This window comes from Flocculibacter collagenilyticus, from assembly GCF_016469335.1.
GTDB lineage: Bacteria > Pseudomonadota > Gammaproteobacteria > Enterobacterales > Alteromonadaceae > Flocculibacter > Flocculibacter collagenilyticus.
Genome location: NZ_CP059888.1, coordinates 883,830 through 905,624, shown reverse-complemented (window position 1 = coordinate 905,624; position 21,795 = coordinate 883,830). Strand labels below are relative to the sequence as shown.

Sequence of the window (21,795 nt, the reverse complement as noted above, 5' to 3'; positions counted from 1 at the left end):
ATCTGCCCTCCTATATCGCTTCAGCGTCTAACTCACCAGTGCGAATTCGCACTGCGGCTTCAAGCTCAGTCACAAATATTTTCCCGTCACCAATTTTGCCAGTGTGTGCAGCGGAAGTAATTGCTTCTAATAGACGATCAATATCTTCATCGTGAGTCGCAATTTCTAATTTTACTTTTGGGAGGAAATCAACTTGATATTCGGCACCTCGATATAACTCCGTGTGCCCTTTCTGTCGTCCAAAGCCTTTCACTTCGGTTACGGTTAACCCCTCAATCCCAAACTGAGCAATAGACTCTCTTACATCGTCAAGTTTGAATGGCTTGATAATAGCGGTAACTAATTTCATTCTTCACTTCCTTTTTTATGATTATATTTTGAAAAAGAAAGAGGAAGTTTTATGCCAAATATAATTAGCTATAGATAACAATTAGTTAGGGTTAAATAAAAGATTGGATGAAGATAAATGCACCATCAGGCAACAGTGCTTCGCACTAATGCAGTGCAAATATTAGTCAGCGCGATGACTCTTCAATATTTTGGGAAAAGCCTGTTAATTTTGAATAAAATCTTGCCAAGCGTTAAGTAATAACACCAAGTCTTCAATGCCACAACTTGCTGCATGGCCATCAAGTTCTACATATAAGTCTTGTTCTGCGTAATCATCACCAAGCTCATCAGCTTGCATTACATTTGCTGTTACTTCAGCTTCCATTTGGTTCAAGGTTAACGTAAATTCTTTGCCAATTAACCGCAACTCTTGATGAGGGCTAGCGTTTGCTAAGTCGATCACATTAAACACTTTTTCCAACTCATCCGCGCTTTTACCAATTTCTTCCGACAACCAACGACCAAATACAGCTTGTTCAGATGAGATCTTAACGTGAAAACCACCAGTAATTGAGTCGTAAAGAAATTCGTATTCCACTTATGTAACCTTAATGTTAATTGTTAAGCGTGTGCAATGATACGTTGATCTTAAAAGAAAGTGAGTTGCATATAAAGATTTGTTAGTAAGATACTGATTACAATCCTTAACTAATTGCATTAACCTGTCTATTTTTTATCCTTTTCATCAAGTATTTAGTAATCGCACACAAATAATTTCACAACGCCCCTGCGTTGATAAAAGGCTAATGCCGACTTCAGCCCAAAATCTTGTGAGATATCTCCTACATTAATGCAGGAGATAACGTATTATTTACATCGAAATAACGACAAAGGAAAGCATAAGTCATTGATTTGTATAGAAGCACTTCATTCAAATGGTGTATGTAATTAATCTTACAATGTAAATTTTTTTATCATACCTATGATCCAAATCTAAGCAGCGTATTATGCATTTCAACGGAGCAGGAAATTCCTCAAGGTAGAGGACAAGGATGTAGGGACTTAAAGGGACGTCTCGGGATGGGACGAAAAGACAAGGAATGTAAGGCAGGAGCCTAGCACGAGGAACGTGCATTAAGGAAAGATTCAACAGGGAAATTACAGGAAGTATGATCTGCTTTAATCAAGCAGCTATGTGTAAAGGACAAACCAGGAAGGTTTAAGGAATGCTTAAGGATAAGCAGCGTTCACGGATGATGTAATGGATGCAAGTTAATTGGTTAAGGAAGTAACCAACTAAATGGATTAAACATGAACTGCGTATGGATTTAGCGCATACCAAACTATGGATGGCATCAGGACGATTAATACAAGGACAGTTTAAGCAAGGAAATTAAGGATAGAGGCGCACAGGAAATAGCGCGAAAACGGATTTATCAAGGATGGATAGCTAGGAGCGAGTTCAAGAAGAACAGACATGGATGACATGGAAGAACTTCAGGCAGATAAGGACTTGCCGACCTACTGGCGGTGCGGAGTGCCCAGTAATAGGAATTGGAGTAAACGGAATTCCAGAATGTAAAACGAGAGAGGAAGGATTGCAAAAGGAAGTAAGCAGGATGCAATCAAAGGAATACTTCAGGGATAAAAATAGATGGAATTTTCAAAGAATTTTAGAGCAGCCAACAGGCTGCTTTTTTTTGCTTTCACGTACACTCATTTTCTAGTGTAAGTTAATTGCTACTAGTCACTTGCTATTAGCCACATGCTACCAATAGCAATCAGCCTACATCTGAAAAAATACACGCCATTAAATTAGCTATAAAATCCTATTTTCCTGCCAAGCTTTTTCTCGCGCCATTTTCTTCTTACGTTTATCACATGGATCATCGCAGTCACACGCTTTATCCATGCCTATTGCCCCGATACCGCCGCAACTTCCAGAAATAGATTTACGCTGTACAATCATGCCAATAGACATCGCAATAACAACAATTAAAAAGATCGCAAAAGTTAGAATAAAAATAGACATAATATATACCTAGCCAATTAATTTAAATAAGGCTTAAAAGCGTTGCTCGTGCGCTCTTCAAACCCGTCAGCGGTTTTTAAAACCATTAAAATAGGAATATTTTCCTGTTCAGCTAACTGCAATCCCTTTTCTGGTCCCATCACATTAATCGCGGTCGCTAACCCGTCTGCAATCATACAGGAGGGATGCAACACAGTCACTGAGACAAGATTATGATTGATGGGTTTCCCTGTGTTTGGATCGATTAAGTGAGAATACCTAACGCCATTATCTTCAAAATAACTGCGGTAATCACCAGACGTGGCAATGCCCATAGTACCTGTTGCAATTACCCGCTGGATTGCGCGCTCATTAGCTGTAGGCTTTTCAATGGCAATTTGCCAGTTACCATTTGGCTTTTTACCAGAAATACGCATTTCGCCGCCCACTTCCACTAAATAGTTGGTTATTCCCTTAGACTCTAGTAGCTCAGCAACAACATCAACACCGTACCCTTTTGCAATTGCGTTCAAATTCAGTGTAAGTTGAGCATTCGGCTTAGTAATTGTATTACCTTCAAGTACTAACTTATCAAGCCCCAATTGTGATTTAACTTCAATAACGTCCTGCGCTGATGGCGCGGAAATAATTCGCCCTTCTGGTCCAAATCCCCACAAGTTAACTAGTGGCTCAATGGTAATATCTAACGCTCCAGAGGTTAAATTGCCTAATTCAATTGACTCAGCAATTACATTTGCGGTTTGTTTAGAAAAAGCTACTACGTCACCTTCATTAGCGGCATTGAACTTGGATACCTCTGAGCTTGCTAAGTAAGTCGACATTTGCTGATTCACCTTTTCAAGCGCCTGATCGACATCAGAGTATAAGTTCATTGATTTAAGCTGTTCTTCAGGAATGTAAAGCTTAACCGAATAGGTAGTTCCCATCGTTTTACCTTGCAGTAAAACTTCTTTAGGCACTGTTTCTACTTGCGTACAAGAAACGAAAATGGCCAGCCCTATTAGGGCCAGCCATATATTTTTATTAATGATGAAGTTCATCAGTAATTAAACCGAATTACCCACCGAAGTCATCAAGTAAGATGTTTTCATCTTCAACGCCTAAGTCTTTAAGCATATTGATAACTGCGGCATTCATCACTGGTGGTCCACACATATAGAATTCACAGTCTTCAGGTGCTTCATGATCTTTCAAATAATTATCATAAAGTACATTGTGAATAAAGCCTGTGTAACCATCCCAATTATCTTCCGGTTGAGGGTCAGATAATGCAACATGCCAGTCAAAGTTTTCATTCTCAGCAGCAAGCATATCGAAATCTTCTACATAGAACATTTCTCGTTTAGAACGTGCACCATACCAGAAGCTAATCTTACGATCTGACTTCAGTCGACGAAGTTGGTCAAATATGTGCGAACGCATTGGCGCCATACCAGCACCACCACCAACAAATACCATTTCAGCATTTGTGTCTTTCGCAAAGAATTCACCAAATGGGCCTGAGATAGTTACCTTGTCACCTTGTTTTAGGCTCCAAATAAATGAAGACATGATGCCACAAGGTAGTGTTAAGTTATTAGGCGGCGGTGTTGCAATACGTACGTTAAGCATAATAATCCCTTCTTCTTCAGGATAGTTTGCCATTGAATACGCACGAATTGTTTCATCGTCAACTTTAGATTCTAAACTGAAGAACTTAAAGCGCTCCCAGTCAGGACGATATTCTTCAGGAATATCATAATCTGCATACTTAACATGGTGAGCCGGAGCTTCAATTTGAATATAACCACCAGCGCGGAAAGGTACACTTTCACCATCTGGGATCGCTAATTTTAGCTCTTTTATGAATGTTGCTTTGTTATCGTTTGAGATAACTTCACAATCCCACTTTTTAACACCAAAGATTTCTTCAGGTAGCTCAATATCCATGTCACTTTTGACGTTAACTTGACATGCCAAGCGACAACCTTCTTTTGCTTCACCTTTACTGATGTGATCAAGCTCAGTAGGTAGAATATCACCACCACCACTTTTTACTTTTACTTCACACTGGCCACAAGAGCCACCGCCACCACAAGCAGATGAAACAAAGATACCTGATTCTGCAAGCGCGCCTAACAATTTGCCACCCGCAGATGTTTTGATTGCTTTGTCAGGATCGCCATTAACAGAAATTATAATGTCACCACTAGCCACTAGCTTTGATTTAGCAAATAAAATAATTAAAACCAAAGCCAGTACGATCGCAGTGAACATACCTACGCCTAAATATATTTCAGCCATGATATATTCCTACTCCTTAAAGAGAAACGCCAGAGAACGACATAAAACCAAGTCCCATAAGACCTACAGTAATAAAGGTAATCCCTAAACCACGTAGTCCATCTGGTACATCCGCATATTTCATTTTTTCACGAAGACCTGCAAGCGCTGTAATTGCTAATGCCCAGCCAACACCGCTACCCAGTCCAAATACCACACTTTCTGTAAAGTTGTATTCTTTAGCAACCATGAAAGATACCGCACCAAAAATTGCACAGTTAACCGTAATCAGTGGTAAGAAAATCCCTAACGCGTTATAAAGCGCTGGGAAATACTTATCTAACGTCATTTCTAATATTTGAACTAACGCAGCAATAACACCGATATAAGTTAAGAAGCTTAAAAAGCTTAAGTCTGCATCTGGGAAGCCTGCCCATCCAAGTGCACCTGGAGCAAGAATTGATGTATAAATTAAGTTATTAACAGGTACTGCTAAACCTAATACAACGATTACTGCAACACCTAGACCCATTGATGTTTTTACTTTTTTAGATACAGCAAGGAATGTACACATACCTAAAAAGAACGATAAAGCTAAGTTTTCAATGAAAACAGAGCGAACAAACAAACTAATATAATGTTCCATCAATTCACTCCTTAGTCTTTAGCTTCTACTTGATCTGGTCTTAGTTGCCTAATACCCCAGATAAGTAAACCAATAATGAAGAACGCACTTGGAGGCATCAATAAGAAGCCCATCGGCTGATACCAACCACCGTCTTTAATTAGCGGTAAGATTTCAATACCAAATAAAGTACCTGAACCAAATAGCTCACGAATAAAGCCTACTGAAAGTAAGATAGCGCTATATCCTAAACCGTTACCAATACCATCTAAAAAGCTCATCATTGGTGGCGACTTCATTGCATAGGCTTCAGCACGCCCCATTACAATACAGTTAGTAATGATTAGGCCAACAAATACCGCTAGCTGCTTAGCAATATCAAATGCATACGCTTTAAGTAATTGGTCAACTAAAATTACCAATGAAGCAATAATCGTCATCTGCACGATAATACGTACGCTTGACGGTATTTGATTACGAATAATTGAGATAAATAAGTTTGAAAACGCAGTAACCATCGTCAATGCAATTGACATTACTACTGCAGTTTCCATTTTACTGGTTACAGCGAGTGCAGAGCACACACCTAAAACTTGTAATGCAATCGGGTTGTTGGCCAAAATTGGGCCAAGCAACACCTTTTTCATTTCTTTAGTATCGGCCATTATAGTGCTCCACTCTTAAGATCTTTTCGCACATTGTTGATGAAAGGACCATAGCCATGGTCACCCATCCAAAACTCGAATGACTGTTCAACGCCATTACTAGTTAGTGTTGCGCCTGATAAACCATCAATTTTGTACTGAGCATTTGGATCGTTTTTGCTTACGCTACCTTTTACGATCTCTAGCGCAAATTCACCTTGATCGTTAAATAGCTTTTTATCTTCCCATAAAGCAACCCAGCTAGGATTTTCAATTTCGCCACCTAGTCCAGGCGTTTCTTTATGCCAGTAGTATTTAATACTTTTAATGGTGCGCAAATCTTTTTCTAAGGCCACGAAACCAAGCATTAAGTCCCATAGTCCTTTGCCATAAACTGGAAAAACTACAGTATCAACTTTGCCTGACTCAGACTTAACAAAGTAAACCGGCGCAATGTCAGCGCGACGCTTAATACCCGCTACGTCATTTTTCTTTTCAATTGAGTCACCATTACGTTTAGCCTTTTCATAGTCAAACGTTGTGGGATCAACTTCAGTAGCAAACGTACCGTCATCTAAGTTTACTAAACGTGCTTCTACACGTTTTTCAAACGTAGCTTGCACGCCTTCTGCAGCAAAGTTAACACCTGCGGCGCTTAGAACATTGCGTTGTAGATCTTTAGCTTCATTTTCTTTTTGTATCGGCTTTAGGGCTACTGCAGCACTAGATACAATAATTGCACAAACTAAACATAGAGAAATAACAACTATTAGCGTTTTGCTGATCGAATCGTTATTACTAGACATGACGCGCTAACCTCCGCTTGATGTTGCCTTGTACAACAAAGTAATCCATTAATGGAGCAAATACGTTAGCGAATAGAATTGCTAACATCATACCTTCAGGGTATGCCGGGTTCACAACACGGATCATTACAACCATAAAACCTATTAAGAAACCGTAAGCCCATTTACCTTTATCAGTAAATGAAGCGGATACTGGATCTGTAGCCATGAAGAACATACCAAATGCAAAACCACCTAATACTAAGTGCCACTGCCACGGTAAACCGAACATCACATTAGTTTCGCTACCTATCAAATTGAACATGCTACTGAACAGAACCATACCAATAAAGGTACCTAACACAATACGCCACGAGGCTATACGCATGTACATAATCATCAAGCCACCAGCTAAAAGTGCAAGTGTAGATGTTTCACCAACTGACCCTTGAATGTTTCCTAAGAATGCATCCATCCAAGTAATACCTGAAGCTTCAAGCGCTGCAACTGAGCCCATCGCTACGTCTGCACCAGCAGCAACACTTAATGCTGTTGCACCAGAGAAGCCGTCTACGGCAGTCCATACAGCATCACCAGAAATTTCAGTTGGATAAGCAAAGAAAAGGAATGCACGACCTGCTAATGCAGGGTTTAAGAAGTTTTTACCTGTACCACCAAAGATTTCTTTCGCAACAACTACACCAAAGGTAATACCTAGTGCAGCCTGCCAAAGTGGGATTGTTGCTGGTAGAATTAGTGCAAATAACACTGACGTTACGAAAAAGCCTTCATTAACTTCATGCTTACGGACGGTGGCAAATAACACTTCCCAGAATCCACCTACCGCAAATACAGTGAGATAGATAGGCAAGAAGAAACACGCGCCATAAAACATTTTGGCTCCCCAACCTGCATCAGCAGTGAGTGAACCACCTAACATTTGGAATAAACCAACTTGCCATGCGTCGCCTATTTGAGACCCATTAGCGATTGCCATTGCTGCTTGGTCGCCCACGTTGAACATACCAAAAAACATAGCTGGGAATGTAGCTAACCAAACCGTGATCATGATACGTTTTAAATCAATATTATCACGTACATGCGTTCCGTTCTTAGTTACTAAACCCGGTGTGTAAAAAATCGTGGCTGCGGCTTCATATAGCGCGTACCACTTTTCATATTTACCGCCTTTTTCAAATTGCGGTTCAATGCGCTCTAAGAAATTCTTTAAACCCATTTTAGCCTTCCTTCTCAATAATAGTCAGGCAATCACGCAAGATAGGGCCATACTCATATTTACCTGGGCAAACAAAAGTACATAATGCCAAATCTTCCTCATCTAGCTCTAACGCACCTAGCGTTATTGCACTATCAGTATCTCTTGCAATTAAGTCGCGCAACAGCAGCGTTGGCAAGATATCAAGCGGCATAACACGCTCATAGTTACCAATTGGTACCATGGCACGCTCAGAACCACCTGTTGAGGTTGTCATGTTAAATAAACGACCCGGCATAAGATGCGACAAATAAGCACGCGTTACTGAAAACTTATTCGCGCCCGGCGCTAGCCAGCCAAATAACTCTTTCTCACGACCTTCAGCCAATACTGAAACTTGATTATGATAACGACCTAAATAACCGTGAGGACCCGATGCAGTATTACCAGACAACACTGATCCTGAAATAATACGGTTCTCACCGTCTTCAAGTTCACTCATGGTTAATTCTGATGTGCTAGCACCAAGGACAGTGCGAATAAGGCGTGGGTTTTTAACAGCTGGACCAGCTAATGAAATGATACGTGAAGTAGGCAATTCACCTGTGGTGAATAAATTACCGAATGCCATTACATCTTGGTAATTTAAATGCCAAACAGCTTTCTTTTCACTTACTGCATCTAAATGATGGATATGTGTACCTACTAACCCTGAAGGATGAGGGCCAGCAAATTCATGTGTTTCTGCATTAGCAGCCGCAGGAATATCAGCACCCGCTTTTTTACACACGAACACTTTTCCATCAGTCAACTTTGATAATACCGTTAGTCCGTTTAAAAATGCTGTTTTATCAGTATTAATTACTAATGCTGGATCAGCAGCTAACGGATTTGTGTCAATGGCAGTTACAAAAATGGAGTTAGGTACGGCATCAATTGCGGGTACTTTGCTAAATGGGCGCGTACGTAGCGCTGTCCACATACCAGAATTAATTAGGTTTTGCTTCACGGTTGCGCGATCTAAACCTGCTAATTCTGCGTCAGCGAATTTAGCAAACGTTTCTTGCTCGTTACCATCGATTTCAATGACAACTGATTGCAAAATACGTTTTTCACCACGGTTGATTTGCTTAACTACACCTGCAGCGGGAGCTGTGAAAATAACGCCTGGATTCTTCTTATCTTCAAAAAGAATCTGGCCTTTTTTCACTCGGTCACCCTCACGCACTTTCATGGTTGGGCGCATACCGATGAACTCTTCACCAAGTGTAGCGACGGTTTTGACGGTAGGACCGTCATGTATGACTTGTTGTGGAGCACCCTCAATAGGAATGTCCAAGCCTTTTTTTATTTTAATCATATGCATTTGCACTACGTTAAAGGAAAGAAACTATATCAATTGGCTATGCAACACCTACATAGCAAAGCGCACCGTCTGTATATCTTTTAAACTATTTTTAAGAATACGAAACAGTGCGAACTAAATATCTTTGTATAACTAACGAATTTTAGCACTAATATGACCAATCGCGCCACGAAATTTAGAAAAATCTGCTTACATATTACGTAGTAAGATGAAATTTTAGTTCACATTTTGACCATTGGACATATTTATTTGGCTATGATGTTTCTTGTTGGCGAAAAAAAAGCAACCAACGGGTTGCTTCATTTAATAGATTGCTTTCACCACTTGGCTAATGGGGATACATCAGCATCATAGTCTACATTCTTGATACCAAAACCAAATAGTTTAAGAAAGTCATGATGATAGCCGTGATAATCTGCAAGCTCATCAAAGTTATCATTATTCACTTTGTCCCATAGCACTTTAATTTTTGCTTGAATATCATCATTTGTTTCTACTGAATCCATTCGAATACGTTTGTCATTATCTAACTGAGGGTTATCACTAAATAGCTGTTGAGAAAATAATTTATATATTTGCTCTATAACCCCTTCATGGCAGTCGTTATTTTTCATTACCTGATACATCAATGAAATATATAGCGGCATCACAGGTATTGCTGAGCTCGCTTGGGTAACCACAGCTTTTAAAGAAGTAACATAGGCATTAATGTTTAAATTTGAATAAGCTTCATTAAGCTGTGCCGCGGCTCTGTCCAGATCTTCTTTCGCTTTACCAATTGTCGCATGGCCGTAAATTGGCCACGTCAGCTCTTTACCAATATAGGTGTATGCGGTTGTGGTTGCATTTTCAGCAAGTACACCGGCTTCATGAAGTGCTTTTAACCATAACTCCCAATCTTCGCCGCCCATTACTTTTATGGTATTTGCGATTTCGTCTTCATTAGCGGCTTCTAACGACACCTCATGCACTACGTTTTTATCCGTGTCATAGGTTTTGGTAGAGTAATTTTTTCCTACCGGCTTTAGCGTTGAACTATATACTTCACCTGAATCAGGATCTGTTCTACGTGGCGAGGCTAAACTATAAATTACAGCATCAACTTGGCCTAAATCTGCTTTAATTGCAGCAATGACCTGCTGCTTCATGTCATGTGAAAAAGCGTCACCATTGAGTGTGTTAGCATAAAGCCCTTCGCTTTTCGCTGCTTCATGAAATGCCGCCGTGTTGTACCAGCCAGCCGTCCCTGTTCTACGTTCTGTTGGTTCTTTTTCAAAACATACACCTAAGGTATTTGCACCTGCACCAAAAGCCGCAGTAATGCGAGAAGCTAAACCATAACCTGTAGACGAACCAATAATTAAAACATTTTTTGGACATGCGCTAACTCTTGGTTGCGCTTTTACAAATTCTATTTGTTCTTGCACGTGAGCAGCACAACCAACAGGATGCGCGTTAGTACAGATAAAACCACGAATTTTCGGCTTTATAATCATGTGTAATAATATCCTTCAAACTGGATTTAAATAAATGCGACTTAAATGACAAGCTTCAGCATTTGTATTCAAAAATTGGCGTTAGTGTAATCGCCTTCCCCTAAAAAACACATCTGATGTCTCTATAATGCATTCTTATTTTCTCTGTAATTTATATACAGGTTATCTATTTTGATAATATTGCTGCTCAGTCAATGAATGGAACGCTCTGACTTCTTTATAAAATGATGAGTACGACTGCCATACTTTATTTAACTGAGGATCTTGTGCAGCTTGCTCAGCTATGACTTGCTGAGTAGTTTCTCTTAGCGCTGTCATTACTGAGTCAGGTAACGCCCTTAATTGCACATTTTCTTGAGCTTGAAGCTGTTTAAGTGCACTAATATTTCTTGCCGTATACTCATCTAACATATCTTGATTTGCCGCACGTGCCGCCACTTTTACGATTGCTTGCAAGTCTTTAGGTAATGCATTGTATGCTTTTTCATTAATTAAAAACTCTAAAACCGTGCCGGGTTCATGCCAGCCAGAGTAATAATAATAATCAGCCGCTTTATTCAGCCCAAACGCTAAATCATTATAAGGCCCTACCCATTCTGTAGCATCTATTGCACCAGACTGTAACGCAGTAAATAACTCGCCACCGGTTAACGTAACTGGCACAGCGCCTAAGCGCTTAATCACTTCCCCACCTAACCCAGGTATCCGCATTTTTAGACCTTTAAGGTCGTCTAAAGAGTTAATTTCTTTCTTAAACCAACCTGCCATCTGAACACCGGTATTACCACCCGCCAGCGGAATAATGCCAAATGGCTTGTACACTTCCTGCCATAACGCTAAGCCGCCGCCATGATGTAACCAACCATTCATTTCTTGTGCATTCATGCCAAAAGGTAACGAAGAGAACACTTGCGCCGCTGGAATTTTTCCCTTCCAATAATATGGGCCTGAATGTCCCATTTCTGCTGTACCATTGGAAACCGCATCAAACACTTCAAAGCCGGGCACTATTTCACCTGCACCGTAGACAGTGATTTTTAATCGACCATTACTCATTGCTTCAACATTCTTTGCAAACTTTTCAGGCGTAACCCCTAAGCCGGGAAAGTTCTTTGGCCAACTTGTCACTAACTTCCATTTAAACTTTTGTTGAGTTTCAGTTGACTGACTAGCAGTAGATGCTGACTTGTCTTGCTCACCGCAGCCTGCTATCAGGCTCGCGACAACAAAAAGCAGCGCAGATATTTTTATCTTATTCATTTAACAACTTCCTAGTTTTTATTGTTTTCTTTAGTTTTTATCAATGCATTCGAGCAAACGTCGGTGTATGCAGCTGTTTAGCCATATATCACATTTGGTAACCAAGTAACCACTTTTGGCCAAATTGACATGATAATCAATAAAAGGATCTGAATTGCAATAAAAGGCATCACTCCCTTATATATGTCTTTCGTCATTACTTCTTTGGGCGCCACGCCACGCAAATAAAATAAAGCGAAACCAAACGGCGGGGTTAAAAAAGAGGTTTGCAGGTTAACTGCAATCATGATGCCTAACCAAATGGGATCAACGCCCATCATCAATAAAACCGGTCCTACAATTGGCACAACCACAAACGTTATTTCGATAAAGTCGAGAATAAATCCTAATAGAAAAATCACTGCCATCACTATTACTAGCGCAGAAAAAACACCACCCGGCAGCTGACTGAAGACAGAGTGAATCAACTCTTCGCCGCCCAGCCCTCTAAATACTAAGGAAAACAAAGAAGCACCGATAAGTATCAAAAATACCATTGACGTAATTTTTAACGTGCTCAGCATAACTTGTTCTAACTGATTTTTACTAAGCTGCTCATTAAACAACGCCAATAACGTAGCACCACCTGCACCAATCCCAGCCGCTTCGGTCGGTGTAGCAAAGCCAAATAAAATAGCCCCTAATACCAAAACGATTAAAATGAGCGGAGGAAATAAAGCGGATAACAAACTGACGTGCTGGTGCTGTCTTTCTTCAATTAACACCGACTTGCTAATTTTAGGAACTAACTGTGGTTTACGCCACGCAAGCAATAAGGAGTAAACAATGTACATTGCTACTAGAATAAGCCCTGGGATAAGTGCGCCCGCAAATAGATCTCCCACTGATACCGTTTCCGGAGAAAAAATCCCTTGCTTAAGTTGTGCTTGTTGATATGCACTTGAAAGCACATCACCCAATAACACTAATGCTATTGAGGGCGGAATTATTTGCCCTAATGTGCCCGTAGCTGCTATTACCCCACTCGCATATTGCGGACTGTACCCGCGCTTAAGCATGGTGGGTAACGACATTAATCCCATCGTCACCACCGTTGCCCCAACAATACCTGTACTGGCCGCTAGCAACATACCAACAATGATGACCGCGATACCCAAGCCAGCTGGAGAACGTACAAATAATAATGTCATCGCATCGAGCAGTCGCTCTGCAACCTTAGATTTTTCTAGCATGACCCCCATAAACACAAATAAGGGGACGGCTAGTAAGGTTTGGTTATTCATAATCCCGTATAAACGGCTAGGCAAAGCCTGAAGAAAAACGGCATCAAACACATTGTTTGCTATACCAATGCATGCAAATATTAATGCGGTGCCAGCTAACGATATTGCAACTGGGTAGCCTAATAATAAAACCAAACAAACCACCACAAACATGACAATAGATAAATACTCCATAACCCTCGCCTACTGCTGTTTCTGAAAAAGAAGCGTTGTGTGTTTGATCAATTCAGCAACTGCTTGGATGAGCAGCGTTATCACAAAGCCAATGATGAAACTTTTAAGAATGAAGACAAGAGGCAAGCCACCTGCCTCTTTAGATGACTCCAATAACTGCCACGAAGCTGCTACATATTGCCAACTTATTATGAGTAATGTAATGCAGACAGGTATTAAAAAAAGAGCTGTGCCCAAAATATTAACAATCGCTTGATTCTTTTTTGAAAAACGGCGGTAGAAAATGTCGACCCTTACATGTTCATCATGTTTTAGGGTATATGCTGCGCCTAACATAAATACACACGCGTGTAAGTAGATGATGGATTCCTGCATTGCTATCCATCCCATATTGAAGCCATAGCGCAGTACAACAACGAGCACCATAAGCAACATCATCAGCAATGTCAGCCAAGATAATAGTTTTCCGGTATATTCGGTAAACTGCTCTACCCGAGTGCGTATATTCAAGAGCAATTGTTGCCCCATTCCATCACCTTTTATTCTATTTATTGTGTTAATGGATTTTTGAGAAGGGCTATTGTTATAAAAACATCAAGAAATTAAAAGCATTATCTTGATAAGTTGCAGAGATCAGACAAGCGACTTGTCAGATTGGAGTTTAGGAGTGCGAGCCATCACCGCCTAAGTCGCACATAAAGTTGCAGCAAATATCGCTGCAACTTTATATGACGTTAAACCGTGTTTACGTTTGTAATATGAGTTTTAGTTATATTGACGCTTTAGTGGATCCGCCTAAACACTTCGGTGAATTAGGAGGAAGTTCAGAATAGTATTCAAACCATTCTTGAGGTGTGTAAGTATGTAATGCCAACGCATGTATGTGGTTCGTTAACTCGTCCGCTAAGGCAGAGTTAATTGAGCGATGACGTTGAATTAGGCGCTGCCCTTCAAAACGATCTGTCACTATCACCACTTTAAAGTGGGATTCAGATCCTCTAGGTACATTATGGTTGTTACTCTCATTTATCACTTCCAAGTACTCTGGATCAAACGAGTCGTACAGCTTCCGTTCTATTGAGTTTTTTATCTTCATATTTAATAACTTCTTGTAATGCTGTGCGTATTGGTAAATTTAGCTCAAAGCATTTAGTTTTTCTTTACTTTATTAGCCATCTAGATAGCCAAACAAAACAAAAAATAACTAACCAACTGTCACTATTGCATATATTATTTTTGCATGAATGTTAGTAATTTCTGCGTTTTTATAACAAATAATGATAACAAATTGATTGCTAAGACTTTCTATTTTTTTACCGTGCGAAAAGTAAAATTAATGCGAACATCATTCACATGGCGGCTTTTGTTTATTCGATGCTTCCAATGAGTCTGTAATGAGCCTGCCATAATTAGTAATGAACCTGACGCTAATAAAATTGAGCACATTTCTTTTGACTGCTTATGCTGTAACTCAAAGACTCTTGGCTGCCCTATAGTGACAGAAGCAATGGTTGGCTCATCACCTAACTCTTTTTCGTTATCACTGTGCCACCCCATCGAATCTTGACCATTGCGATATTTATTAATTAAAACACTGTTAAATGACTGCGCTGTAACTGCTTCGATTCGCTGCTTTAACTTTGTCACCTCTGGAGTAAACGATTCTGGCATAAATGTCGTTCCAGAATATTTGTATACAGCGTCTTCATCTCCAAGCCAAGCCTGTAAACGTGGGATCTTCACCGACTTACCGAACATTTTTATACTAGGTTGCTGCCAGTGTATCTTGCTATCGCACTCTTGTGTTAATGCTTCGACTTCAGTCTCAGAGAGAAAGTGCGCATCATATAGCAATATACCATCTTCAACGTGTAATTTTTTTAATGCCATAGATAAATACCCGTACTCTGCTCACTCAACTACGTAAATCTAACAATTTGCACTAGTCAGTAACTGATTAGCATGTAACAATTCTACCACCCTGATTATTCGAGTACATGTCTTAAGTAATGAATACCCACTTTACATTTAATTTTTCACCTGCAAACGCCACTACCCCCGTCAATGTTGAGCTTGAATTACACCGCTTTCCCCAAAATACGACTGATAAGTCATTACAGGCTTGGGACGCAGCAGATGAGTTATTACTTGAGTATGTTTGTGAGCAAATCAGCACGCTAAATATAAAGCATATTGTTGTGTTGAATGATCAGTTCGGCGCAATTACGTGTGTGCTAAATGCATTATTTAAGCATTTACTAATTACTCATATAACAGACTCATACATTGCCCAACAGGCAGCACAACTAAATTTAAATAAAAATGGACTGAACCCAAGTAACATAGTGTGGCAAACCAGCTTAGAAAGCTTGCCTAGTCAATGCGAAATGGTTCTATTAAAAGTTCCTAAGAATAAAGGCTATTTACATAGTCAGCTAGTTAATATTGCTGCACTGAACAATCAACACTTATCGGTGATCAGTGCAGGAAAAGTTAAACAAATTCATACCTCCACACTGTCATTATTTGAAGAAGTATTAGGCAGTACTAAAACTTCGTTAGCAAAAAAGAAAGCGCGATTAATTTTCACCCAATGTGATCATATTTCCTCTCAACCTGCGCCTTTCCCCACTACTTGGCAACTTGAAAATACACCATATACAATGATCAACCATGCAAACGTATTTTCACGCGATAGTTTAGATTTAGGCGCACGTGAATTTATTAAGTACTTACCCGCGCCTTCTGCACCTCAACAAGTGGTCGATCTTGGATGCGGTAATGGTGTGATTGGTCTGAACGCGTTACTAAAAAATCCATACGCTTCGGTCACATTTGTTGATGAATCTTATATGGCGGTGCAATCTGCCAAAGATACCATTACAAAAAACCTACCGGAACGAGTACTAGACTGTCAGTTTTTGGTGAATGACTGTTTAAGCCAGCTAGAAGACAATCATTATGACTTAGTCTTATGTAATCCACCTTTTCATCAGCAAAATACCATTACCGATCATATTGCTGTTCAAATGTTCAATGATGCAAGGCGTGTGCTAAAACCAGGGGGAGAATTAAGAATTGTTGGCAACCGCCATCTTGGCTACCATAAAACACTGAAAAAAATGTTTAGCGCTGTAACTCAACTTGGTGCTAACCATAAATTTGTTATTTTATCGGCAATTAAAAAGAGTAAATAAGTATGATAATACCCGCCCTTTCACTTACATCCTTCAAAAAAACACTACCGCTTATTTTTGTCAGTGTTATTACAATAGCCATAGCAGGTTGTAGCCAAACGCCAACGTCACTCATTTTACAACCGAGCTTAGATTCACATAGCATCCCACCACAGCTTTCTGGATTTCGTTTGAATGTGGTTGATGAAAGAGCACAACCGGCTATTGCGTTTATTCATAAAGATGACCAATTAACTGCGAAAATAAGTGCTAGCACTCCTGCTCAGCAACTTATTTCAAATGCCTTAACACCTGCTAAAAATTTTAATCCGGTTGCAACTAAAGTACTTAATGTAGCGATCACTAAATTACATAGCGATGTAAAGCAAAGCTCGGTATCACATGAAGTAGCAAATTATATTGAGTTAACATTAACTCTTAATAATCAACAACAAACGTTCACTAAATCTTATCAAGGAAATAGCCAATACAAAGGGCCACTTAAATATGATATCGCTGTATTGGAAAAAGAATTAAATATGTTAATAAGTAATGTGCTTACAGAAGCGCTTGCAGACGAAGAGTTACAACAACAAGCAGGGTATATGAGATGAAGCATATAACAACTTTTACGCTTTTTATAATAGCGCTATTCAGCCTAACTATAAGTGCAGCCCCTAAAGGTGAATTTGTTCAACCAGACAACTTATTCCCACAGGTTAAGTTTAGCACTTCATTGGGTGACTTTATTGTTGAATTAGATCGTACCAAAGCGCCAATAACAGTTAATAACTTCTTAAGCTACGTCGTTAACGGCGAGTACAACAACACTTTATTTCATCGTATTGAAAAGAACTACGTTGCTCAAGCTGGCGGATATACTGACGCGTTTGAAGAGATGACATCTTATGCCCCAATCTTTAATGAGTCAGGCAGTGGCTATAAAAATAATTACGGCACTATAGCAATGGCACGCGCCAGTTCATTCAATCCCCATACTGCTACTCGACAGTTTTTCTTCAATTTAAAAGACAACGACAATCTTAACCCAGGGAGAGATTGGGGTTATGCTGTATTTGGTTATATTGCCGAAGGTGAAGATATTTTAGAAAAGCTACAAGAAGTTGAGGTTGGTTTTCACGACAAAACTGGCTGGCCCACAGTGCCAAAAACGCCTGTAATTATAAAGTCCATCACCATTGTAGATGAAGAAAAATAATAATCATTCTCATCAATAAGTTAGCTATATTCGCTCAATTATTTCATAAGCTGGCTTTGAAAATAACCGTGATGCACTATACTGAAACTGAAAAATTTAGAGCTTAGACAATTAAAGGGCAATAGACCCTTGTGCATTACGGTAAGAGTCTTCAACAATCTCTCAAAAATAATAATAGCGTTTAAAATGTCTATACCCGTTGCAATTAATATGTGCGCTTTACTTTAGAATTGCTTAAGTAGCCTTCACAAATAAAGCAGTACATTAATGCAATACAGTGTATTCACAATCTAACTTCAATACGCTCACAAGATAGAGATTGAACTTCTGACTGTTGTTTTGTGTCTTTTCAGAAGGGGTTATGCGTTGATAAATGTAAATGATTTTATAGAACATAAAGCAAGGCAACTGACGTTTTATGTAAAAGCGTTTTTATCTCGCCAGATCGGCTACTCAGAGATAAAGTTGTATTTATGGGACACACTTGAAGAGTGGTCTCAAGTGAACATTAAACTAAAAGAGCCATACACGACCAAGGAACGTGTATTTTGGCATTTACTGCACCAACTGAGCTTTTGGTCTGAAAATACCTTATTAAGTGATCAATATTTGCAATCCGAGTTATCAACTTGTATTGACTATCTTGAAGGCGAAGGTCAGTATCCACTTGATTGTGTAGGCATTAGGCCGTAGTCTAAAGCCTACACAAGATATTCTCTGCAAACTGTTCGTTACTATTTAAAAACTTACGATAAAGTAAGCTGCTTTTTTGGCTTACTCATCACCTTTAGCACCCTAATTTTAGTTTCGCTTAGCCTTGCAGTACCAAACAATAATAAAGCTGACTTCTCATTCATGACAAAGCAACACTCATTTTCACAGCATATTCGGTGCTACAAAGATAAACGTTTATTAAGTATTTTTTTATTCGGTATGGCAAGTGGCTTTCCGTGGGTGATGATTGGCTCTGCCATGACTGCGTGGCTAAAAGAAGCGGACTTATCGCGCAGTGCAATTGGTTTTTTTGGCGTGGTATTTCTAACCTATTCAATCAACTTCCTTTGGTCACCGCTTTTAGACCGAATAAAAATTCCGCTTCTTACAAAATTATTGGGCCTACGAAGAAGTTGGATTTTTCTAACTCAATGCTGCATCGTGTTGGGTTGTGTGTACCTTTCTTATGTAGATGTAGTGAATCACCTCTATTTTGCAGGCTTAGTGGCATTGGGTATTGCTATCTCATCTGCCACTCAAGATATCGCTATTGACGCCTATCGCATTGATATTATTAATGACGATGAAAAAGATAAATTAACTGCTGGTGCTGCCATGGCAACCAGCGGTTGGTGGACAGGCTTTGGTGGACTAGGCAGTATCCCATTCTTCCTAGCCGATCGCCCGGGCTGGTCTTGGGCTGATGTATACTTAGTATTAGCCGGAATTATGGGCTTATTAATGCTAACCATTTTTTTTAGTAAAGAGCCCAACACCAAACGGGAACAGCTACAACAAAACGCAGAACAAGCCCACCAGAAAATGCTCTTTACTGAACAGCTGTCAACAAGTAACGCTCGCCGCTTTCTAACTTGGCTTAGCGTGACCATTATTGAACCCTTTCGAGAATTTTTTAGTCGTAATGGCGCTAAAACCGCTCTTTCAATACTCTTCTTTGTATTTTTATTTAAAATTGGCGAAGCGTATCTTGGCCGCATGTCCGTTGTCTTCTACAAAGAAATTGGCTTTACCAATACCGACATTGGCTACTTTTCCAAGTTGCTCAATTGGTGGGTTACTATCATTTTCGCTTTTATTAGCAGCTTATTCACTATTCGCTACGGCATCGTGAGAGGTTTATTTATTGCTGGTATTGCAATGAGTGCCAGCAATCTACTATTTGCTTTAATGGCCGTTGTAGGGCCTAACAAAGCGCTATTCGCCATTACAGTCCTCATTGATGGCTTTACTGGTGCGTGGGCCTCAGTTGCGTTTGTCGCCTTTATTTCATTAATGTGCAACCGTGCATTCACCGCAAGTCAATACGCGTTAATGGCTTCTCTGGGTACATTCGGGCGTGTTTCCCTAGGCTCGTTAAGTGGTTGGTTTGTAGATTTAATGGATGGGAACTGGGCACTGTTTTTCATCATAACTGCTTTTATGGTGATCCCGAGTCTTGTCTTCTTATATAGCATTCGTCATAAAGTGGCTCAGCTTGAGCGTGAGAACGGCAATGCCACATAACCAAGTGTGAGATGTGTGAACTTAAGATGATTGAATCTTGAGGGCTGTGTATCTTATAGGCTCTAATTTACAGAATGCTTAAAGAGGTCTGAGAGGTATCTTTTATTGTTGTGCATTAAATAGCGGTAAGAAAGTAGATGAAAAGAAATGGCTGCTGAATCACATGATTAAACAGCCACTCTAATTTTGTTTAATTACTTATAAACCTTACTTAGTCCTTCAATTGGATCAATTTCCAAGGCATTGCAATAGCGAATGAATTCAACCACATCCAGTCGTCTTTCCTGATTCTCAATCTTCCCTACAAACGAATGGGGTGTGCCCAAAATTTCAGCCAAACTGCGCATAGTATGACCTTTTTCTTGACGCTTATCTTTCAACCACTGTGTTAAAATGCCGTTTTCTTCTGACGAAACGGTTTTACTCATCATTACTCCGCTCTCCCGGTATAGTAAAGAGTTATACTTGCTTTTTTTAATAGTTATGTGCATTAGCTATTGCAGCAGCGTAAGCCGCTACAACGTGCTTAAAACTTACTATACCTTATTTCGGGTATATTGCTAGAGTAAATTTATTAACAAACAAAATTCAATAAAGCGATGAGTTCGTTTTGGGAGTGAGTGCTGGTTTTTCTAAAAATACCTTTTAGTTGAGATCTTACAGTATGCTTTGAGGTATTTTTAATTTCTGCTACTTCGCCTAGGCTTAGGCCAAGTGATAAGTAAACTGCAATTTCAGATTCTGCCGGAGATAATTTAAATAATTCTTTGAAGCACTTACGACGCACAACCTTATTTTGATTATTTACCGACAATAGTACATAGTTGTCATCCGAGCTAGGCAGCACTATAGATTTGAGTTTAATAGTGCACTCCCAAGAGCTCTCTGCCACTTTTATCAGCTTAGTAGGCAAAGGCTGTGTCTCAGAAGCCAGTTGTTCACAGTACGCTTGAAGTTCGGCACCGATATTCGACTGCTCGAAGCCCAGTTTGTTTTGTTCAACCCATACGGAAGGCTGATTATCAATTAATGACTTACAAGCCTGATTATAACTTTCAATTTCACCAGTCGCTTTAATTAACGCTGTAGGAACATCAATCGCATTAACAATGCCCTGACTAATACTCGCCTGTTCAATTTCATGATTTTTTTTAACTAACAGGAATATCCAGCGGAAAATAGGTAAAAAACCTTTTAGGCCTTCCATTTCTTTTTGATCAAAAGGCTTTTGATTAACTCCGCGAGTCAACGTCACCAAACCTTCAACATCGTTATCTCGAAACACGGGCGAAACAATATAGCTATCAATGTCAGCGCCGTCGGCTAAGTTCGTTATATTTAAGTTCGCTTCATCAACGATGATATCGGCTTTCGTAATTATTTTACCGACTTTACTGTTCCGAACATAATCACTAAATAATGGGTGGGTAGGATTTGAGATCTCACTGGAAAGCTTATTTGCATGCTGTCCATTCATACCAATAAACAACTTACTTTCAGGTATAGCAACATCACGTAGTGTAATCACACAGTGATTAGCCTCAAATAGTTGAGCCATATATGAAGCAACATAGCTCCATCTATTTTGCTCTACGCCATCTGTAAAAAGAATATCTGCTAATTTTGACAACTCGTCCATTCAATATCCTATTGTGCCTATTTTCCTAAAATCAGTACAGGATAGAAAAT

General features: G+C 39.6%; 23 protein-coding genes. 5 read left to right on the top strand and 18 right to left on the bottom strand.

Translation table 11 applies throughout. The annotated features are described in order from the left end of the window. Positions 1-10 precede the first annotated feature (10 nt). From HUU81_RS03970 to HUU81_RS03895, 16 genes are all read right to left on the bottom strand, one after another. The gene (locus HUU81_RS03970; protein ID WP_199610976.1) at positions 11-349 is read right to left on the bottom strand and encodes a P-II family nitrogen regulator; all 339 of its coding nucleotides are present in this window, start codon (positions 347-349) and stop codon (positions 11-13) included. Between the two features lie 204 nt (positions 350-553). Beyond that, positions 554-928 (bottom strand): YacL family protein, encoded by a 375-nt coding sequence (locus tag HUU81_RS03965; protein WP_199610975.1) that lies wholly within the window; start codon positions 926-928, stop codon positions 554-556. A 1,221-nt stretch (positions 929-2,149) separates the two neighbouring features. Then, positions 2,150-2,362, bottom strand: a complete 213-nt coding sequence (gene nqrM, locus HUU81_RS03960) for a (Na+)-NQR maturation NqrM (protein WP_199610974.1) — start codon at positions 2,360-2,362, stop codon at positions 2,150-2,152. Positions 2,363-2,379: 17 nt separating this feature from the next. Further along, positions 2,380-3,321 carry an FAD:protein FMN transferase gene (locus HUU81_RS03955; RefSeq protein ID WP_233520567.1) on the bottom strand — a complete coding sequence of 314 codons (942 nt, stop codon included), beginning with the start codon at positions 3,319-3,321 and terminating at the stop codon, positions 2,380-2,382. Positions 3,322-3,418: 97 nt separating this feature from the next. Next, the gene (nqrF, locus tag HUU81_RS03950; protein ID WP_199610972.1) at positions 3,419-4,645 is read right to left on the bottom strand and encodes an NADH:ubiquinone reductase (Na(+)-transporting) subunit F; all 1,227 of its coding nucleotides are present in this window, start codon (positions 4,643-4,645) and stop codon (positions 3,419-3,421) included. A gap of 16 nt (positions 4,646-4,661) precedes the next feature. Beyond that, on the bottom strand, positions 4,662-5,270 hold the full coding sequence (gene nqrE / locus HUU81_RS03945) for an NADH:ubiquinone reductase (Na(+)-transporting) subunit E (RefSeq protein WP_199610971.1): 609 nt from the start codon (positions 5,268-5,270) through the stop codon (positions 4,662-4,664). Positions 5,271-5,281: 11 nt separating this feature from the next. Further along, positions 5,282-5,914 (bottom strand): NADH:ubiquinone reductase (Na(+)-transporting) subunit D, encoded by a 633-nt coding sequence (locus HUU81_RS03940; protein WP_199610970.1) that lies wholly within the window; start codon positions 5,912-5,914, stop codon positions 5,282-5,284. After that, positions 5,914-6,699: a Na(+)-translocating NADH-quinone reductase subunit C gene (locus tag HUU81_RS03935; RefSeq protein ID WP_199610969.1), complete on the bottom strand. Its 786-nt coding sequence runs from the start codon at positions 6,697-6,699 to the stop codon at positions 5,914-5,916. The genes HUU81_RS03940 and HUU81_RS03935 overlap by 1 nt, the downstream gene beginning before the upstream one ends. Then, a complete protein-coding gene (locus tag HUU81_RS03930) occupies positions 6,692-7,915 on the bottom strand; it encodes an NADH:ubiquinone reductase (Na(+)-transporting) subunit B (RefSeq protein WP_199610968.1) in 1,224 nt (407 codons plus the stop codon). The genes HUU81_RS03935 and HUU81_RS03930 overlap by 8 nt, the downstream gene beginning before the upstream one ends. Before the next feature lies 1 nt (position 7,916). Beyond that, on the bottom strand, positions 7,917-9,254 hold the full coding sequence (locus HUU81_RS03925) for a Na(+)-translocating NADH-quinone reductase subunit A (protein ID WP_199610967.1): 1,338 nt from the start codon (positions 9,252-9,254) through the stop codon (positions 7,917-7,919). A gap of 323 nt (positions 9,255-9,577) precedes the next feature. Continuing rightward, on the bottom strand, positions 9,578-10,756 hold the full coding sequence (gene fabV / locus HUU81_RS03920) for an enoyl-ACP reductase FabV (RefSeq protein ID WP_199610966.1): 1,179 nt from the start codon (positions 10,754-10,756) through the stop codon (positions 9,578-9,580). Between the two features lie 162 nt (positions 10,757-10,918). Then, a complete protein-coding gene (locus HUU81_RS03915) occupies positions 10,919-12,016 on the bottom strand; it encodes a TRAP transporter substrate-binding protein (protein ID WP_199610965.1) in 1,098 nt (365 codons plus the stop codon). 77 nt (positions 12,017-12,093) lie between these two features. Further along, positions 12,094-13,473, bottom strand: a complete 1,380-nt coding sequence (locus tag HUU81_RS03910; RefSeq protein ID WP_199610964.1) for a TRAP transporter large permease — start codon at positions 13,471-13,473, stop codon at positions 12,094-12,096. A gap of 9 nt (positions 13,474-13,482) precedes the next feature. Then, a complete protein-coding gene (locus tag HUU81_RS03905; protein ID WP_199610963.1) occupies positions 13,483-14,001 on the bottom strand; it encodes a TRAP transporter small permease subunit in 519 nt (172 codons plus the stop codon). A 241-nt stretch (positions 14,002-14,242) separates the two neighbouring features. Then, positions 14,243-14,569, bottom strand: a complete 327-nt coding sequence (locus tag HUU81_RS03900) for a BolA family protein (protein ID WP_199610962.1) — start codon at positions 14,567-14,569, stop codon at positions 14,243-14,245. A gap of 209 nt (positions 14,570-14,778) precedes the next feature. Then, positions 14,779-15,363, bottom strand: a complete 585-nt coding sequence (locus HUU81_RS03895) for an alpha-ketoglutarate-dependent dioxygenase AlkB family protein (protein WP_199610961.1) — start codon at positions 15,361-15,363, stop codon at positions 14,779-14,781. A gap of 119 nt (positions 15,364-15,482) precedes the next feature. Between HUU81_RS03895 and HUU81_RS03890 the strand changes: the two genes are divergently transcribed. The 5 genes from HUU81_RS03890 to HUU81_RS03870 all read left to right on the top strand — a co-directional run bounded on the left by HUU81_RS03890 (position 15,483) and on the right by HUU81_RS03870 (position 20,106). Beyond that, complete coding sequence (locus tag HUU81_RS03890) at positions 15,483-16,670, top strand: methyltransferase (protein ID WP_199610960.1); 1,188 nt, start codon at positions 15,483-15,485, stop codon at positions 16,668-16,670. Positions 16,671-16,672: 2 nt separating this feature from the next. Further along, the gene (locus tag HUU81_RS03885) at positions 16,673-17,263 is read left to right on the top strand and encodes a YajG family lipoprotein (protein WP_199610959.1); all 591 of its coding nucleotides are present in this window, start codon (positions 16,673-16,675) and stop codon (positions 17,261-17,263) included. Then, entirely contained in the window at positions 17,260-17,868 is a 609-nt protein-coding gene (locus HUU81_RS03880; RefSeq protein ID WP_199610958.1) for a peptidylprolyl isomerase, read from the top strand. The genes HUU81_RS03885 and HUU81_RS03880 overlap by 4 nt, the downstream gene beginning before the upstream one ends. 366 nt (positions 17,869-18,234) lie before the next feature. Beyond that, positions 18,235-18,561 carry a hypothetical protein gene (locus HUU81_RS03875; RefSeq protein ID WP_325071763.1) on the top strand — a complete coding sequence of 109 codons (327 nt, stop codon included), beginning with the start codon at positions 18,235-18,237 and terminating at the stop codon, positions 18,559-18,561. A 162-nt stretch (positions 18,562-18,723) separates the two neighbouring features. Beyond that, the gene (locus HUU81_RS03870) at positions 18,724-20,106 is read left to right on the top strand and encodes an AmpG family muropeptide MFS transporter (RefSeq protein ID WP_199610957.1); all 1,383 of its coding nucleotides are present in this window, start codon (positions 18,724-18,726) and stop codon (positions 20,104-20,106) included. A 194-nt stretch (positions 20,107-20,300) separates the two neighbouring features. On the opposite strand, the gene HUU81_RS03865 is transcribed toward HUU81_RS03870, so the two are convergent. Continuing rightward, entirely contained in the window at positions 20,301-20,537 is a 237-nt protein-coding gene (locus HUU81_RS03865) for a helix-turn-helix domain-containing protein (RefSeq protein ID WP_199610956.1), read from the bottom strand. Positions 20,538-20,680: 143 nt separating this feature from the next. Then, positions 20,681-21,745 carry a helix-turn-helix transcriptional regulator gene (locus tag HUU81_RS03860; RefSeq protein WP_199610955.1) on the bottom strand — a complete coding sequence of 355 codons (1,065 nt, stop codon included), beginning with the start codon at positions 21,743-21,745 and terminating at the stop codon, positions 20,681-20,683. Positions 21,746-21,795: the final 50 nt, after the last annotated feature.

Bases quoted from the DNA above. Each gene is read 5' to 3' on its own strand.
- HUU81_RS03970 (WP_199610976.1), bottom strand. From the start codon at position 349: ATGAAATTAGTTACCGCTATTATCAAGCCATTCAAACTTGACGATGTA.
- nqrM (WP_199610974.1), bottom strand. From the start codon at position 2,362: ATGTCTATTTTTATTCTAACTTTTGCGATCTTTTTAATTGTTGTTATT.
- nqrF (WP_199610972.1), bottom strand. From the start codon at position 4,645: ATGGCTGAAATATATTTAGGCGTAGGTATGTTCACTGCGATCGTACTG.
- nqrE (WP_199610971.1), bottom strand. From the start codon at position 5,270: ATGGAACATTATATTAGTTTGTTTGTTCGCTCTGTTTTCATTGAAAAC.
- HUU81_RS03940 (WP_199610970.1), bottom strand. From the start codon at position 5,914: ATGGCCGATACTAAAGAAATGAAAAAGGTGTTGCTTGGCCCAATTTTG.
- HUU81_RS03935 (WP_199610969.1), bottom strand. From the start codon at position 6,699: ATGTCTAGTAATAACGATTCGATCAGCAAAACGCTAATAGTTGTTATT.
- HUU81_RS03930 (WP_199610968.1), bottom strand. From the start codon at position 7,915: ATGGGTTTAAAGAATTTCTTAGAGCGCATTGAACCGCAATTTGAAAAA.
- HUU81_RS03925 (WP_199610967.1), bottom strand. From the start codon at position 9,254: ATGATTAAAATAAAAAAAGGCTTGGACATTCCTATTGAGGGTGCTCCA.
- fabV (WP_199610966.1), bottom strand. From the start codon at position 10,756: ATGATTATAAAGCCGAAAATTCGTGGTTTTATCTGTACTAACGCGCAT.
- HUU81_RS03915 (WP_199610965.1), bottom strand. From the start codon at position 12,016: ATGAATAAGATAAAAATATCTGCGCTGCTTTTTGTTGTCGCGAGCCTG.
- HUU81_RS03910 (WP_199610964.1), bottom strand. From the start codon at position 13,473: ATGGAGTATTTATCTATTGTCATGTTTGTGGTGGTTTGTTTGGTTTTA.
- HUU81_RS03905 (WP_199610963.1), bottom strand. From the start codon at position 14,001: ATGGGGCAACAATTGCTCTTGAATATACGCACTCGGGTAGAGCAGTTT.
- HUU81_RS03900 (WP_199610962.1), bottom strand. From the start codon at position 14,569: ATGAAGATAAAAAACTCAATAGAACGGAAGCTGTACGACTCGTTTGAT.
- HUU81_RS03895 (WP_199610961.1), bottom strand. From the start codon at position 15,363: ATGGCATTAAAAAAATTACACGTTGAAGATGGTATATTGCTATATGAT.
- HUU81_RS03890 (WP_199610960.1), top strand. From the start codon at position 15,483: ATGAATACCCACTTTACATTTAATTTTTCACCTGCAAACGCCACTACC.
- HUU81_RS03885 (WP_199610959.1), top strand. From the start codon at position 16,673: ATGATAATACCCGCCCTTTCACTTACATCCTTCAAAAAAACACTACCG.
- HUU81_RS03880 (WP_199610958.1), top strand. From the start codon at position 17,260: ATGAAGCATATAACAACTTTTACGCTTTTTATAATAGCGCTATTCAGC.
- HUU81_RS03870 (WP_199610957.1), top strand. From the start codon at position 18,724: ATGACAAAGCAACACTCATTTTCACAGCATATTCGGTGCTACAAAGAT.
- HUU81_RS03865 (WP_199610956.1), bottom strand. From the start codon at position 20,537: ATGATGAGTAAAACCGTTTCGTCAGAAGAAAACGGCATTTTAACACAG.
- HUU81_RS03860 (WP_199610955.1), bottom strand. From the start codon at position 21,745: ATGGACGAGTTGTCAAAATTAGCAGATATTCTTTTTACAGATGGCGTA.